Origin of the sequence: Algoriphagus kandeliae, assembly GCF_004571135.1 — a bacterium.
GTDB classification, from domain to species: domain Bacteria; phylum Bacteroidota; class Bacteroidia; order Cytophagales; family Cyclobacteriaceae; genus Algoriphagus; species Algoriphagus kandeliae.
Genome location: NZ_SPSB01000004.1, coordinates 371,301 through 386,880, shown reverse-complemented (window position 1 = coordinate 386,880; position 15,580 = coordinate 371,301). Strand labels below are relative to the sequence as shown.

Annotated in this window: 14 protein-coding genes; 10 read left to right on the top strand and 4 right to left on the bottom strand. The window is 41.2% G+C overall.

Annotation, left to right across the window (positions count from 1 at the left end; genetic code table 11):
* Window positions 1–29: 29 nt before the first annotated feature.
* A complete protein-coding gene (locus tag E4S40_RS13970) occupies window positions 30–545 on the bottom strand; it encodes a Crp/Fnr family transcriptional regulator (protein ID WP_135075375.1) in 516 nt (171 codons plus the stop codon).
* Window positions 545–1,867, bottom strand: a complete 1,323-nt coding sequence (gene tilS / locus E4S40_RS13965; protein ID WP_135075372.1) for a tRNA lysidine(34) synthetase TilS — start codon at window positions 1,865–1,867, stop codon at window positions 545–547. The genes E4S40_RS13970 and tilS overlap by 1 nt, the downstream gene beginning before the upstream one ends.
* A 48-nt stretch (window positions 1,868–1,915) precedes the next feature.
* Here tilS and E4S40_RS13960 point away from each other — a divergent pair, with 48 nt between their 5' ends.
* The 10 genes from E4S40_RS13960 (at window position 1,916) to E4S40_RS13915 (ending at window position 12,992) form a co-directional block, all read left to right on the top strand.
* A complete protein-coding gene (locus E4S40_RS13960; protein ID WP_135075369.1) occupies window positions 1,916–3,607 on the top strand; it encodes an OstA-like protein in 1,692 nt (563 codons plus the stop codon).
* A 135-nt stretch (window positions 3,608–3,742) separates the two neighbouring features.
* Window positions 3,743–4,462: a T9SS type A sorting domain-containing protein gene (locus tag E4S40_RS13955; protein ID WP_135075366.1), complete on the top strand. Its 720-nt coding sequence runs from the start codon at window positions 3,743–3,745 to the stop codon at window positions 4,460–4,462.
* Between the two features lie 67 nt (window positions 4,463–4,529).
* The gene (locus tag E4S40_RS13950; protein ID WP_135075363.1) at window positions 4,530–5,435 is read left to right on the top strand and encodes an outer membrane protein assembly factor BamD; all 906 of its coding nucleotides are present in this window, start codon (window positions 4,530–4,532) and stop codon (window positions 5,433–5,435) included.
* A gap of 5 nt (window positions 5,436–5,440) precedes the next feature.
* Window positions 5,441–5,752 (top strand): DNA-directed RNA polymerase subunit omega, encoded by a 312-nt coding sequence (locus E4S40_RS13945; protein WP_135075360.1) that lies wholly within the window; start codon window positions 5,441–5,443, stop codon window positions 5,750–5,752.
* The gene (gene coaBC, locus E4S40_RS13940) at window positions 5,752–6,966 is read left to right on the top strand and encodes a bifunctional phosphopantothenoylcysteine decarboxylase/phosphopantothenate--cysteine ligase CoaBC (RefSeq protein ID WP_135075357.1); all 1,215 of its coding nucleotides are present in this window, start codon (window positions 5,752–5,754) and stop codon (window positions 6,964–6,966) included. Before E4S40_RS13945 ends, coaBC begins: the two co-directional genes overlap by 1 nt.
* 21 nt (window positions 6,967–6,987) lie before the next feature.
* Window positions 6,988–7,887 (top strand): type IX secretion system protein PorD, encoded by a 900-nt coding sequence (gene porD, locus E4S40_RS13935; RefSeq protein ID WP_135075354.1) that lies wholly within the window; start codon window positions 6,988–6,990, stop codon window positions 7,885–7,887.
* Between the two features lie 35 nt (window positions 7,888–7,922).
* A complete protein-coding gene (gene recN / locus E4S40_RS13930; RefSeq protein WP_135075351.1) occupies window positions 7,923–9,575 on the top strand; it encodes a DNA repair protein RecN in 1,653 nt (550 codons plus the stop codon).
* 62 nt (window positions 9,576–9,637) lie between these two features.
* On the top strand, window positions 9,638–10,453 hold the full coding sequence (locus E4S40_RS13925) for an enoyl-ACP reductase FabI (RefSeq protein ID WP_135075348.1): 816 nt from the start codon (window positions 9,638–9,640) through the stop codon (window positions 10,451–10,453).
* A gap of 127 nt (window positions 10,454–10,580) precedes the next feature.
* Window positions 10,581–12,170, top strand: coding sequence for an amidohydrolase family protein (locus tag E4S40_RS13920; RefSeq protein WP_135075345.1), 1,590 nt, complete (start codon window positions 10,581–10,583; stop codon window positions 12,168–12,170).
* 21 nt (window positions 12,171–12,191) lie between these two features.
* Window positions 12,192–12,992 (top strand): alpha/beta fold hydrolase, encoded by an 801-nt coding sequence (locus tag E4S40_RS13915; protein WP_135075342.1) that lies wholly within the window; start codon window positions 12,192–12,194, stop codon window positions 12,990–12,992.
* A 25-nt stretch (window positions 12,993–13,017) separates the two neighbouring features.
* Here E4S40_RS13915 and E4S40_RS13910 read toward each other — a convergent pair whose 3' ends face one another.
* Window positions 13,018–13,902 carry a glycoside hydrolase family 16 protein gene (locus tag E4S40_RS13910; RefSeq protein ID WP_135075339.1) on the bottom strand — a complete coding sequence of 295 codons (885 nt, stop codon included), beginning with the start codon at window positions 13,900–13,902 and terminating at the stop codon, window positions 13,018–13,020.
* Between the two features lie 62 nt (window positions 13,903–13,964).
* The gene (locus E4S40_RS13905) at window positions 13,965–15,374 is read right to left on the bottom strand and encodes a hypothetical protein (RefSeq protein ID WP_135075336.1); all 1,410 of its coding nucleotides are present in this window, start codon (window positions 15,372–15,374) and stop codon (window positions 13,965–13,967) included.
* Window positions 15,375–15,580 lie beyond the last annotated feature (206 nt).

The window sequence follows — 15,580 nt, the reverse complement described above, 5'->3', positions numbered from 1 at the left end:
AATAAACGGGCAAAGAATCGTGTAAATTTTTACTCAAACATCTGTCGAAGGCTGAAAAACCCAAATGATTCCCGGTAGGAACGGAACAGTCGTTGGTTGTTTTCATTGTAAAATTCAGCCAAAGCAGTCATGATTTTCGCCTTGATTTTGGGGTTGCTATCGAAGATTTCCTGAATTGCGAAATGAGGAATGACAATCAGGTCCGCTTCATCCGAGGTTATGATTGCGGTGTAGATTCTTTTGCTGTTTTGTAGAAAAGCGTTTTCTCCAAAGGCTTGACCCTTATTGACTTCTAGAATAGTTTCAAAATTGTCCTTAACATCTATGGTCAGGTGAACTTGTCCTTTTTTGATTAGATAAAGCGCTTGACTGGGATCTTTGCTGAAAAACACCACTTCATCTTTGGTATACTTCCGAAAATGCATAGCGGGTAAAAACCGCTCCATTTCTTTGTTTTTAAGCTTTTCAAAAAATTTGATCAATCTTAAAAAGTCAAATGTCTGCAGTTCAGCTTCGGTATAAGTCTTGGTAAAAGGGTTTCTCATCAGTTTTTCATTTTGAAATGGAGAATTGTTCGGGTAGATCCATCACACTTGGCCCATTCGGCAATACGGTGCCCAATTACCCAAGCAATTTGCCCATCGGAAATCAGTACTTTAACCCGCTCTTTGTGAATGCGAGGTAATTTCAAATCTATCAAAAAGTCCGAAACTTTTTTTGGATGATTCATGCCAAGGGGAATAAATCGGTCTCCTAATTGCCATGTTCGTATTTCAAATGGAAAATTCAATTTTTCTAGATCGAGCATGGCATTTTCACGGGATGAATCCAGCTTGTCTCCGATTGGTTTTTTGATCAATTCGTAAGTTCCCTCAGGTAAAGTAATTTCGATGTCCTGCTCTTGGATAAAAATAGATTGGAAGTTTTCAACCTGAGGAGCTAGTAATAATTCTTCCCGATCCACATTTAATTGATGGCTTGCACTGAAAAACTGCTTTCCGGACTCGCCGGATTTCGCAGATGTCACGATGGCTTCACATTGATCAGAATTAAAACCAAAGCCTCGAAGCCAATAGAATATGAGCGTATTTGCTCCCGAATGGTGGATAAACGCATGAAATGGGAGAGTTTGAGTGTCCTTGTCGGTTTTCAGGTATTTTCCCAACCAATCTTGGACTAAGCCATGTAAAGCTTTTCCTGCGTCATGCATTCTGGCAAAGCTTCCAAGCAGATTTTGTCTGGCATCATCTGATACTGCATATAATCCAGGCAAGGCTTCTAATCGGAGTTTATTTCGCTTGTAATCAGTCTTTTGATTGGACTTGTCTTCTCTCCAGGCAATCTCGTTTTCATTTGCAAAAGCCTCGATTTCAGCTTTCGAAAAAGGTAAAAGCGGTCTGATTAATCCAGATTTTTTGTCCGCCATTCCTTGAATACCATCCAAGCCAGTTCCTCGTAGGAGGTTCAAAAAGATGGTTTCCAATTGATCATCCTGATGATGTGCAAGGATAATTCCTTCCAAATTTCTTTCCTGTTTCAGGGATTCAAACCAAGAATATCTGATTTCCCTTGCCGCCATTTGGATAGAGAGCTTTTTTTCCTCTGCATGTTCCTGAGTTTTTGGATGATGAAGATGAAAGGTGATACCGTGTTCTTCTGCCCATTGAATGACAAAAAGTTCGTCTTGATTGCTATCCTCTCCCCGAAGTCCAAAATTGACATGTGCTAGTTCAATGGGTATTTCAGACTTCATTAAGAGAAAGCCTAAAACCATGCTGTCCACTCCACCACTGCAAGCCAATAAATAGGTCTTCGATGGATCCAAAAGTGCCTTTTGGCGTATATGCTCCTGAAAAGCTGCTAACATTAACCAAAAATAGCTTTTTCTACTAATTTTGCCCACTTGAGTCTCTTTATGAAATCCACGCTTCGGTTTTTTCTATTCTTCCTTCTGAGCATTTGGTCTGTTCATACGCTTTATGGACAAACGAGAGGAGCTAATTCTCAGGGAAATACCTTGGATATTCTCCAGGCTGATTCTTTGAAGGGTGCTGAGGGTTTTGAGCGACTGATTGGATCGGTCCGAATGAAAAACCAAAGCACATTGATTTCCTGTGACTCTGCACATTTTTTCAGAATGGAAAATCGGGCTGAGTTGTTCGGCCGGGTTTTTATAAAGGATGAGCAAGATTCGGTAACTACCCGAAGCGCTTATGCCGAATATGATGGAAATACCAAACTGGCCAAGCTTCGATCGAATGTGGTCTTTTCCAATATGGAAACCACGGTCTACACAGACTATCTTAATTATGATCGAGCAGGAAATATCGCTACCTATTTCAACGGTGGGAGAGTAGTTGATTCTACCAACGTATTGACCAGTGAGCGAGGTCGTTATGAGGTGAATTTGGAGCGAATAACTTTTACTGATAATGTTGTTTTGGTCAACCCGGATTATACCATGAAGACCAATTACTTGGTGTACCTCACCATCCCCAAAACTGCTGAGACCAAAGGCTTAACAAATTTGGTGTCGAAGGATGGAAACACACTCGATGCGGAAAAAGGAAGTTTCTATGATACCCAAGCAAAAAGTTTTCGATTCTTTGATGGGGTGGTTGAGACGGAAACTAGCCGGGTGAAGGCAGGTGAACTAATCTACCGAGAAAATGAAGCCTATTATGAAGGGAAAGATGATGTCCGGGTTTTGAACAAGGAGCGTGAAGTTGAAATCTTTGGTGATCAAGGTCAGTATTGGGAAGAAAGAGGGTATAGCTTAGTTCACGGAAATGCATTGGTGAGAAGATACTTCGAGATGGACACCTTGTATCTGACGGCTGATACCTTGATTTCTCAAGACAATGAGACAGATTCTCTTAAATATCTTTTGGCCTTTTCATCCATCCAATTGGTCAAATCCGATTTGTCTGGAATAGCCGATTCACTCAGCTATAATTATGCTGATTCGACAATAAAGCTTTTTAAAGACCCGGTAATTTGGAATCAAAAAAGCCAAATTTCAGCTGATTCGATGACCTTTTTTATTGAGAGTGAGCAGATTCGGGAGCTTTTTGTGAAAAACAATGCCTTTGCCGTGATGTCCGACACCTTGTTGAATTTCAATCAAATGAAAGGGCGATCCATGACTGGTTATTTTAAAGAAGGGCAGTTAGATCGATTGAATATTGATGGAAATGGCGAGTCCTTGTATTATGCTTTGGAAGGGGATACCTTGGTTCAGGGAGTCAATAAAACCTTGTCTGCTACTATTCGAATGGGCTTTGAAGATGGACAGTTAGTCAAGGTCAATTATGGGGTAAAGCCGGAAGGGAAATTTATACCTGTTCAGGATATTGGAGATGACGGTGGCAAACTGGAAGGCTTTGTTTGGAGGCAGGAGGAAAAGCCCGATATGGAGAAGATTTTTGCTTGGCGATCCATTGTAGAGATCGATGCAGGAGCCAAAAATTTATTTGATGTTCCGAACGCGGAAATTCGAATGCCAACAGATGAGGAGATGCAGAAGTCTCTTGAAAAATGGAAGGCAAATGCAAAAAAAAGGACTTTGGTGCCACTCCAGAAAAACCAAAATTCCCCTAACGAATAAAATCTCAAAAAATTTTAAAGAGGTTAACAACAATTAACCCGAATTTTTCGTCCCGACATTACCTACCACGTAGATTTGTTGTGTATATTTCTATTCAGAAACATCTATTCGTAGGCTTATCGACAAAACTTCTACATGAATACTTTTCTCAAATTTTTTACATGGGCATTTATTGTGCTTCTCCCTGTAGTAGTGGAAGCACAGGAGGTTCGTGTATTGAGTGAAGCGTTGGAGTTTGACGGAGCAATTGGCGCTTCCCAGCGAAAAACAATCATACTTCAAAACGAAGGCAATACTTCCAAAACTTACTTTCTGAAAAATATCAATGGAAATATTGGTTCTTCCCAGGATATGAAAATCTGTATTGGGGAAAACTGCTTCGATGCCAAGCGTGATTTAGCCAAAATTAAAGTAACCCTGGAGCCAGGAGAAATTGTGACTGATTTGTATTTGGAGTTTTCCTTGGGAATCACCGAGACAAGAGGAGGGTTTGACTTGGTTTTTGTTAATGAAAAAAATATCCGAGAGTCTTTCATAGTCGAAGCAAAATATGATGTAATCAATCCTGAAGAAAGAGCAGATGAATCTGATTACGATGCGATTCGAATTAGTGATGTCTATCCTAATCCAAGTAATCGAATTGCGCAGTTGGATTATGTGTTAAAAAAGCCTCAGGCCAATGCGAAAATCACCATCAATAGCTTCATTGGTAATCCGGTGGCAGAATTTGTATTAGATCCTGATCAAAACACCTTGGTGATCAATGTTTCCGACTTTCATCCAGGTGTATATTTTTACACCCTTTTTGTTGACAATAAGAATATTGTGACAAAAAAACTCGTTGTAAAGAAGTAATCTCCCAGTTTCCTATTCGTTTGAATACCAACAATTATCCCGTATATTTGCGGTCTTGAAAATGAGCATGCGTCGAATTTCCCTTATCATACTTACCTTCACCTCCCTTCTTTATTCTTGTGGTCCTTTTGCCAAGCTGGAAAAAAGTACCAACTGGGAAGAGCTATATGAAGGAGCAAATAAGTATTACCAAGAAGGTGAATACAACAAGGCTATCATTCTTTATGATAAAGTTCTTCCCATTATCCGAGGAAGTGAAAAGGCCGAATTAGCGGATTATAACTACGCCTACTGTCATTTTAAGACGAAGCGATACATCGAGTCTGCCGGGTATTTCAATAATTTTTACCGTACATACAATCGAAGTCCTTTGGCTGAGGAAGCATTATTTATGCATGCTTATTCTTTGTATTTGGATTCTCCGGATTTCAATCTGGACCAGCAAAGTAGTCAAGAGGCCGTTGCTGCCATACAGCAATTTGTGACCCGATATCCGGGTTCAGATTCCTATGAACGAGCTTTGGAGATGTTGGAAGATCTTGAAACACGTTTCGAACGAAAAGCTTACGAGGAGTCCCAAATGTATTACCGATTGAAGGACGGCTTATTCCCTGGGGATTTCTACAGAGCTTGTATCGTCAATTTTCAGAATTTTGCCAAAGATTTTCCGGAGAGTAAATACAATGAAGAATTAGCTTACAAATTGGTAGAAGTAAGCACAGGGTATGCGGTAAACAGTGTTTTTTCAAAAAAGGAAGAACGGCTGAATGATGTATTTACCTATGCTTTAAATTTCTACAGAAGATATCCCGACAGCAAGTTTACGGCAGAGGTGAAAAGCTATGAAGCTGAAGCGCGTGAGGAGCTTGAGGAGCATTTGAAGCTAAAGAAAGATATTGCTGAGCGGGAAGAAGCAGAGAAAAATAAGCTTTCCGATCCAGCTACTAGTCAAACAAACGAAAACAAACAATAATCTATATGGCAGTTAATCCATCCATCATCACACGCGATTTGGACAAGGTTTCTGAACCTACCGGCAACATCTACGAGTCTATTCATATCGTAGGTCAGCGTGCCAAGCAAATCTCCAACAATTTGAAAGAAGAGTTGAACAACAAGCTTTCTGAGTTTGCTTCTACTGTAGATAATTTGGAAGAGGTCTTTGAAAACAAAGAGCAAATCGAAATTTCCAAGTTTTACGAAAGAATGCCAAAGCCAACTACCTTGGCAATGGAAGAGTTTTTGGAAGGTAAAGTTTATTACCGATTCCCAGAAGAGGAAGCACAATAATGGGGCTTGCAGGTAAGCGGATTATTTTAGGTATCACAGGTAGCATTGCTGCTTATAAATCCGCTTTCCTGACACGATTATTAATTAAAGAAGGAGCAGAGGTACAGGTAATCCTAAGTGCCTCTGCTCTTGATTTTATAAGCCCTTTGACACTGGCTACTCTTTCCAAGCGGCCTGCTTTACATCAATTTCAAAAAGATGAAACCGGAGTTTGGAATAATCATGTCGAATTGGGTCTTTGGGCTGACCTGATGCTTTTTGCGCCTTTATCTGCCAATACCTTGGCTAAAATGGCGAATGGTCACTGCGATAATCTTTTACTCGCCACCTACCTTTCAGCACGTTGCCCAGTCTGGTTTGCTCCTGCCATGGATTTGGATATGTATCAGCATCCTTCGGTTCGAAAGAATATTCAAACTTTACAATCATTTGGAAATCGACTTTTGGATGCCGAAAGCGGGGAACTTGCTTCTGGGCTTTCTGGTCAGGGAAGAATGATGGAGCCAGAAAGTATTGTTAAGGAAATCAAAGGCTTTTTCGAATCCGGTCAGGATTTTAAGGGTAAAAAAATTGGACTGACGATTGGTCCCACCCAGGAAGCCATCGATCCTGTTCGTTTTATATCTAATCATTCCAGTGGAAAAATGGGCTATGCCCTGGCGGAAGCTTTTTTAGAAAGAGGGGCGGAAGTTTGGGTGATTTCTGGACCAATTTCCATTCCTGTATCTAAGGATAAATTCCATTGGAAGGATGTTCATAGTGCCCAAGAAATGTTTGAGGCTGCTCAGGATATCCATGAGAAAATGGATGTGATGGTTTTTGCTGCTGCTGTGGCTGACTATGCACCGGCCGAGGTGGCACCTGAAAAAATCAAAAAACAGGGAGATTCACTTCAAATTCACCTGAAAAAGAATGTGGACATAGCTCAGGAATTGGGTAAGCAGAAAAAGCCTAATCAGATTCACGTAGGTTTTGCTTTGGAAACTGAAAATGAAAAAGAGCATGCCGTCGATAAATTAAATCGAAAAAACTTTGATCTGATTGTTTTGAATTCCATGAAAGAAAAAGGAGCTGGATTTCGTTTAGATACCAATCGCGTGAGTATTTTTTCAAAGAATGGGCAGGTCGTGGAATCTGAGATTTCCCCGAAAAAAGAAATTGCGGGAATGATTTTGGATCAAATCAAAAAAGAATCAAGTTGGACTCTCGTTTGATTTTTTCTTTACTTGTATTCCATGAGGAAAATCGCCGTTATTCTTTTTCTACTTCTAAGTTTTAGCTCCCAAGCGCAGGAGTTGAATTTTACCGTCATTATCAATAGCGAGCGGTCAAACCTTCAAAACACGGATATTTTCAACCAAATGAAAACTTCCTTTGAGCAGTTTTTGAATGGGCGTTCTTGGACTTCGAATGAGTTTCGGCCAGAAGAACGAATAAAAGGGAACTTATTGATTACCATCAATGAAGCTACAACGGTTGGTTCTTTTTCTGCCACCGTTCAAGTTCAAACAGTTCGTCCGGTTTATGGAACCAATTATGAAACTTTGCTTCTGAATTTTGCAGATCGAAACTGGAATTTTGAATTCATTGAGTCACAGCCTATTGAATTTAACCGATTTACATTTCTGAATAATATTTCCTCCCTGCTGGCCTTCTATGCCAATATCGCCATCGGTTTGGATTATGATAGCTTTGAAAGTCGTGGAGGGAACTCATTTTTTGCAGTTGCCAATGATATCGTCAATAATGCTCAGCAGTCGGGTAGAGCAGGTTGGGGACAGAGTAATTCCGATCGAAGAAACCGATTTTGGTTAATCAATGATATTTATTCCTCCTCCGTTTATTCATCTATTCGAGATGCTTATTACCTCTATCATCGGCAAGGCTTGGATCTGTTGCAGATAGACTCCGAAAAAGCCTACCAAAACATGCTAGAAGCAATCCGATTGGTAGCAGAAGCAAATAAGGCACAACCAAATGGGATTTTTACGATTGCTTTCATGGATGCAAAGGGAGATGAAATCAGTAAGATTTTTAAAAATGCTCCCATGGAAATACGGACAGAAGTAGTGGAATTATTGCTTGAAGTAGATCCCAATAATGCCAGAAAGTATAATGAGCTGCTTAAAAGCTAAAGGGGATTTTTTAGCTTTGTGGAAAACCGAAATTCATGCTCAAAACCCTCAGTATTTCCAATTACGCTTTAATCGATGATCTGCATATGCAGCCGGGTTCCGGTCTGAATATGGTGACCGGAGAGACAGGTGCAGGGAAGTCCATCATGTTGGGAGCTGTTGGTCTACTTTTAGGAAAAAGGGCAGATACCAAGGTCCTGCTCCATGAGGATCGCAAATGCGTCATTGAAGGCTGGTTTGAAATCGGGGAATATGGTTTGAAGGATTTTTTTGAAGAGCATGAGTTGGATTATGAGGAGCCTTGTATCATTCGAAGAGAGATAAGTCCTTCTGGAAAATCCAGATCCTTTGTCAATGATTCTCCTGTATTGTTGGAGGTTTTGAAGGAACTAGGATCCAGACTCATGGATGTTCATTCGCAGCATGATACTCTATTACTTGGAGAAGGTTCATATCAATTGGGTTTGGTAGATGCATTTTCCGGAACCTCTGCCGAACTCACCGAATACAAAGAAAGATTCAAGGCCTATAGGAAGGCAAAGGAACATTGGGAAGATCTGAAAAAGAAGGCTATTGAACTCCAAAAAGAAGCTGATTTCAATCAGTTTCAGTTGGAAGAACTCAGTGCTCTTTCTTTAGTAGCAGGTGAGCAGGAGGAATTGGAATCCAATCAGGAGATTCTTGAGAATGCAGAAGAGATCAAATCCAAAATTCATGAGATCGTAGGCCTATTTCAGGATGATCAATTCGGTGTGTTGCAGGGATTGTGGCAAATCCAGCAGCAATTGCATAACCTGGAGCGATTGGCTCATAAATTTTCTGAAATCAAAGAGCGCTTCTATTCCACTTTGATCGAATTGAAAGATTTGGTTGCTACCCTTGAAGAAGAAGATCTCAACGTGGAGGTTGATTTTGAGAAGTTGGAAGAGACGCGGGAGCGATTGAGTAAGATTTATCAGCTTCAAAAGAAACATGGAGTTCTGACAGTTGAAGAGCTTATCGCTATAGAAAAAGACTTGGCAGACCGAGTCTTCGAGTTTCAAAATCTAGACGAATCACTCGAAAAGGCTGAAAAAGAATTCCATCAAGCGGAAAAGTTGATGATCAAATCAGGAGAAGCTTTGACTGCCAAGCGAAAATCCTGTTTTTCCTCTTTTGAGAAATCTATGGAATCTTTGCTTCATCGGCTAGGGATGGAAAATGCCAAGATCAAGTTTGAGCATCAATCGATTCAGCCAAGTACTTCAGGTTTGGATCAAATCGAAATGCTTTTTTCCGCAAACAAAGGTTCTCAGCTACAGCCTTTGAAGAAAGTAGCATCAGGAGGAGAATTTTCACGTTTGCTTTTTGCCATCAAGTATTTGATGGCGGACAAAATGGCCTTGCCTACCCTTATTTTTGATGAAATTGACACGGGGATTTCTGGAGAAGTGGCCTTGCAGATGGTCCGAATGATGAAGGATATTGCCCAAAATCACCAAATCATTTGCATTACCCATTTGCCTCAAGTTGCCGCTAAAGGCGATTTGCATTACTTCGTTTACAAAGACAATTCAGCTGCGAAAACCGTATCCAAAATTAAGTTGTTGGATGAAAATGAGCGGGTTCAGGAGTTGGCAAAAATGATTGCTGGAGCCCAGCCTTCCGGTTCGGCAGTGGAAAGTGCTAAGGAGCTTCTCGCCAATTGAGAGAAGAACTCCCGAATTTTGTCTATTTTTGATCAAATTTTTGAAATCAACCCAATAGTCATATGCCAGAAAACTTGCTAAAAGGTAAAGTCGGTATCATTACCGGTGCTTTGGATGAAAACTCCATCGCGTGGAAAACCGCTCTAAAAGTAAAGGAACAAGGAGGGCGTTTTGTCCTGACCAATGCGCCTATCGCCATGAGAATGGGGGCTATCAAAGAACTTGCGGAAGAGTGTAACACGATTGTGATTCCTGCTGACGCTACAGTCGTTGAGGATATTGAAAAGCTATATGCAGAAGCAAAAGAATTCCTAGGTGGGAATTTCGATTTTCTGCTTCACTCTATCGGAATGTCTCCGAATATTCGGAAGGGACGATCTTATGGAGAACTCAACTATGATTGGGCGATGAAGTCCTACGATGTTTCCGCGATTTCTTTCCACAAGATGATGCATGTGGCTGAGAAAATGGATATTATGAATGAATGGGCTTCCATTATTGGTCTTTCCTATATTGCAGCGCAGCGTGTTTATCCTTTCTATACAGATATGGCAGATGCCAAAGCCTTATTGGAAAGCATTGCAAGAGGATATGGGTACCGATTCGGTAAGTTGAAAAAAGTTCGAGTAAATACCATTTCTCAGTCTCCTACTAAAACCACTGCAGGAACAGGAATTGGTGGATTTGATTCATTTTTCAATTTTGCGGAGAAACTTTCACCACTTGGAAATGCATCAGCAGAAGCCTGTGCGGATTATATCGTAACGATGTTCTCCGATATGACAAGAATGGTGACCATGCAAAATCTCTTCCATGACGGAGGATATTCCTTCACAGGTATTTCCGAAGAGATCATGGATCAATTCAAAGACCTCTGATCAAAAAATCAAATCAATTTCAAAGTCCGGGTATTTATCCGGACTTTTTTGTTTCCGGTCATCCCGAAGGGATTTTTTCCTGTGTCTTTTTCTCCTAACTTATTGACTCATATCATCCACCAACCCTATGCTAAAGAAGAATTTTCTACTCAGCTTGCTTGTGGCAATGTTTGCTATTCAAGCTTATTCCCAGATTATGCCAGCTCCAGACAGGGAGGAAGGCGATGGGCCTTATGATAAATTAATCCTGCGAGGAGTAACCTTGATTGATGGGACTGGAGCACCTCCAATTGGTCCAGTAGATATTGTAGTGGAGAAAAATAGAATTACTCAAATTCAAGTTGTGGGATATCCTGGATTACCTATTCGGGAAGGAAGAAGGCCAGAAGCGGATGAAAATACCAAAGAAATTGACCTGGAAGGACATTATTTATTGCCTGGATTCATTGATATGCATGCACATATAGGAGGGACAGGTCAGGGAACCCCAGCTGAGTATGTCTATAAGCTTTGGATGGCGCATGGAGTAACAACTATTCGGGACCCTTCTGCAGGAAATGGCTTGGATTGGGTTCTCAATGAAAAGAAAAGATCAGCTGCTAATCAAATTACTGCTCCACGGATTTTAGCCTATACTGCCTTTGGCCAAGGATCGGAAGAGCCTATCGTTACAGCGGATCAGGCAAAAGCCTGGGTCAATCAGAATAAGGCAAAAGGTGCGGATGGAATTAAGTTTTTTGGGGCTAATCCAGAGGTGATGCAGGCGGCTATTTCCGAAAATAAGCGAATCGGACTTCGATCTGCGATGCATCATCAGCAGTTGGATGTTGCCAGATGGAATGTATTGAACTCTGCAAGGGCTGGCTTGACTTCCATGGAACATTGGTATGGTTTGCCAGAAGCATTATTTCAGGATCGAACAATTCAGGATTTTAGGTTGGATTACAATTATCAAAATGAACAGCATCGATTTGCTGAAGCTGGTAAGCTTTGGAAGCAGGCTGCTCCTCCTTATTCTGATCATTGGAATAAGGTGATGAATGAACTGCTGGAGCTTGATTTCACCCTTGATCCGACCTTTAATATTTATGAAGCGAATCGGGACTTAATGCGCGCACGTAGGGCAGAATGGCATGAAACTTACACCTTGCCTTCTCTTTGGAGATTTTATTCTCCTAGCCGTCAATCTCATGGATCCTACTGGTTCGATTGGACCACTGAGGAGGAACTTCAGTGGAAAGAAAATTATCGACTTTGGATGACCTTTATTAATGAATATAAAAATCGGGGTGGCCGGGTAACTGCAGGTTCGGATTCTGGATTCATCTACCAATTGTATGGTTTTGCTTATATCCGAGAATTGGAATTGCTTCGAGAGGCAGGTTTTCATCCTTTAGAAGTGATTCGATCCGCGACCATGTTTGGGGCTGAGGCTTTGGGAATGGAAAAAGAAATTGGTACAGTTGAAGTTGGGAAATTGGCTGATTTTGTGATTTTGGAAGAAAATCCTTTGCAAAACCTTAAGGTTCTTTATGGTACAGGAGCGATTCGAGTGGATGAAAATAATCAACCCATTCGAGTAGGTGGCGTTAAATACACTGTTAAAGACGGAGTAGTTTACGATGCTAAAAAGCTTCTTGAGGACGTGAAGGAAATCGTGGATCAGCATAAGGCCCGTGAAAATGCCCGCTTAACTCAACCAGGATTAGATTGGTAAATCAACAATAAAAGAGAAGACATGCCACAAATTGAAGCCAATGGTGTAAAGCTTTTTTACCTTGAAAAAGGTGAAGGAAAGGAGACTGTTGTTTTTTCTCACGGGCTGCTTTGGAGTCATAAAATGTTTGCTGCTCAAATAGAGGAGTTATCCAAGAAGTACCATGTTATTGCATACGATCACCGTGGCCAAGGTCAAAGTGAGGTAAAGGAGCCATTTGATATGGATACCGTGGCTGATGATGCAGCAGCCCTGATTGAAAATTTAAACCTTGGAAAGGTTCATTTTATAGGCCTTTCCATGGGGGGATTTGTTGGTTTGAGATTGGCTTCCCGAAGACCGGATTTGATCAAGAGTTTGATTTTGCTTGAAACTTCGGCTAACGCGGAACCTGTGGAGAATTTGCCCAAATACAAGACCCTTAATGGAATTGTGAAATGGTTTGGGATCATTCCTCCTGTAGCAAATAAAGTGATGCCAATTATGTTTGCCGAATCTTGGCTTTCAAATAAGTCTAACCGAGTCGAGGTGAAGCATTGGAAGAAAGAATTGATGTCCAATAAAAAATCGATTACTGGCCCGGTGGAAGGAGTGATTTATCGAAATGGAGTGGAGGACGAGTTAGCTTCAATTTCTTGCCCGACAATGATTGTGGTGGGAGATGAGGATGTAGCTACCAAGCCTGAAAAAGCCAAATTCATTCAAATGGGGATTTCGGGATCTATCCTTCATCGAATTCCGGGGGCAGGACACAGTAGCTGTATAGAAAAACCAGATATTGTAAATCAGCTTATTTTAGATTGGTTGAAAGAGAGACAATAAAAAAAGCCCGAGAGGGCTTTTTTTATTAGTCAAATTGAAAGACTCGGATGTAATCCACAATCATATGTTGTGGAAAGACGGTTGTATTATCGGGAGAACCCGGCCAATTTCCACCTACTGCCACATTCATAATAAAGAAAAAGCTTCTTCTGAACTCATCTAACTGAGCTGGCGTGGTATCGATGACATTGTATTCTACATTATCAATATACCAGCGTATAGATGTGGCATCCCATACGATGGAGAAAACATGAAATTTATCTGCTAAAGTCCCTGATGGAAGTCTATAAGATCTTCCGAATTCGGCATGGGAACCATCATTTTGCCAGTGCACTGTGCCATGGACAGTGTTTTCACGGCCTTGACCGCCCACCATTTCCATGATATCAATTTCTCCACAGGCAGGCCAGCCTACCTCTGAGAAATTGGACCCAAGCATCCACAGTGCTGGCCAAAGTCCCTGTCCTCTTGGCATCACCGCTCGAATGTCTACTCTTCCATATCGGAATTGCTTTTTATTCATAGACACGATCCGGGAGGAAGTGTATTGACTGCCTCCAAAGGATTCTTGTTTGGCTGTAATGATTAAGTGTCCGCGCTCTACAGAAGTATTTTGAGACCGGTAATACTGGAGCTCATTATTTCCCCAGCCGTTGTTACCAGTTCCGGTTTCATGTGACCAATTTGCGATATCTAGGCTGTTGCCTTCGAAATCATCTTCCCAGACTAAAGTCATTCCATCATAGGTCGTAGGAGAAACAAAACCTTGATCTGGGATGGGAATGGTGGCCGTTGGGTTATCGGGTGTCGAGCCACTAGGGTTATCCTTGTCCTCGGAATCACAGGAAAGAAAAAATCCTCCTATTATACTGAGAAAAAAGATTGAGATAATTCGAGTTGAAAATTTCATTTGATTTTGGGTTTAGAAAAAAAAACACCCGGTAGCCAAAAGACCACCGGGTGAAAAAAAAATTATTCAGAAATCAGTTTAAAGGTCCACCAAACACCGGTTCCTGCCTCAATGTGAAGAGTCATCTTTTTGACACCGTCTTGTTCAGTAAGGCTTACCACCTTGTACGTGATGCTTTCTGGTACTGCTACGTTTGGTAGCTCACCTGCATTTCCAACTTTAGGTAAAGCAATATGTGCACCTACTCCACTAAGGGTAAGAGAAGATCCATCAAATGTATATGTGTAACTTCCGCTACCATCGAATGGTGCAACTGGAGTACCGCAAGAAGGGGATCCGCCCTGCCATTCCTCTAGCCAAGTTTGATCTCCCATGTTGTAGGAATAAGCTCCATCTTCCGCAAAGGTATATACATCGTCAAAGAAGCAAGCACGGGCACTTACGTCATCAGCACTTGAAGAAAACCATTCTGTACTACCTTCTGTTGGGCCAACACTAAATGCACCAGCAACAGGCTCCATTTTCCAATTTCCAACAATAGAAGTAGTTTCATTTCCTCCAGAGCCGATTTCACCAGAGATCAATTTAAAATCCCACCATACTCCTGAACCAGCTTCGATTCGAAGAGTCATTCGTCTTGTATTTCCATCTACTACTGGATCAATGATGGAATAAGTGATTTGATCAGGGATAGCAGCACCTTGAGAAACTTCACCTGCATTATTTACTTTAGGAAGCCCTAAGTAAGCACCTTCTCCGATTACGGTCAAAGAGGTACTAGTGTAAGTATATTGATAAGTACCTCCATTATACGGAGCTACTGGAGTTCCACATCTGTCGGTATCTACTCCTTGCCAAGGCTCTAACCAGGTGGCATCGCCTAAATCAATTACGAAAGAGCCGTCTGCTCCAAAAGTATATGTGTCGTCGTAGAAACAAGCCCGGGTAATGACATCACTTGCTGAAATAGAAAACCATTCTCCGTTTCCAGGACCTGGACCAACTGCTAAAGATCCAGCAACTGGTTCTACTAGCCAAGTTCCTGTGATGTCAAAAGCAGGTTTTGCTGATGCAACTGTAAATGAAAGGTTCGTGGATTCGGCATTACCGTTGCTGTCTTTGGCAGTAACGTCTAAGTTGTAGTCTCCTGGCTCAAAACCTCCTGCTACGGTAATGGTAACAGTTTGCTTATCTCCAGTAAGAGCTTCCGTTCCTGAGGCTGCAGTAGCACCTCCACTGGTAATTACATAATCTAAAGTAGAAAGGGAGCTGATCGCACCATTGTCTACACCGTCGTCTAATGTGACATTGATTTTAAAATCCTGACCTTCTGTCAAACCACTAGTGATTGCCCCCAATGTAATTTTGGGTGGAGTGTCAACCACCGGCACCTCTGAAAACCCGTTGTCACAGGCCCAAGTCAAAGCTAAAAGCGATAAAACCGCGATGATTTTGGGAAAATTGTTTTTCATAGAATTTAAATTTTTTTCTAATGTCTTTGTCTCTTTAATATTTGCCAAAAAAATGAGTTCTACAACAATTCATCAGACTGGGAAAAACTTTACATCAAAAACTCATCATATTTTAGTAAAAATGCTTTTTCGGGTATTTGGAGGCTGATTTTTTGACTCAAAAAATTTCACATTGTTTAAAAATTAATTGCTCAAATTAATGGGCG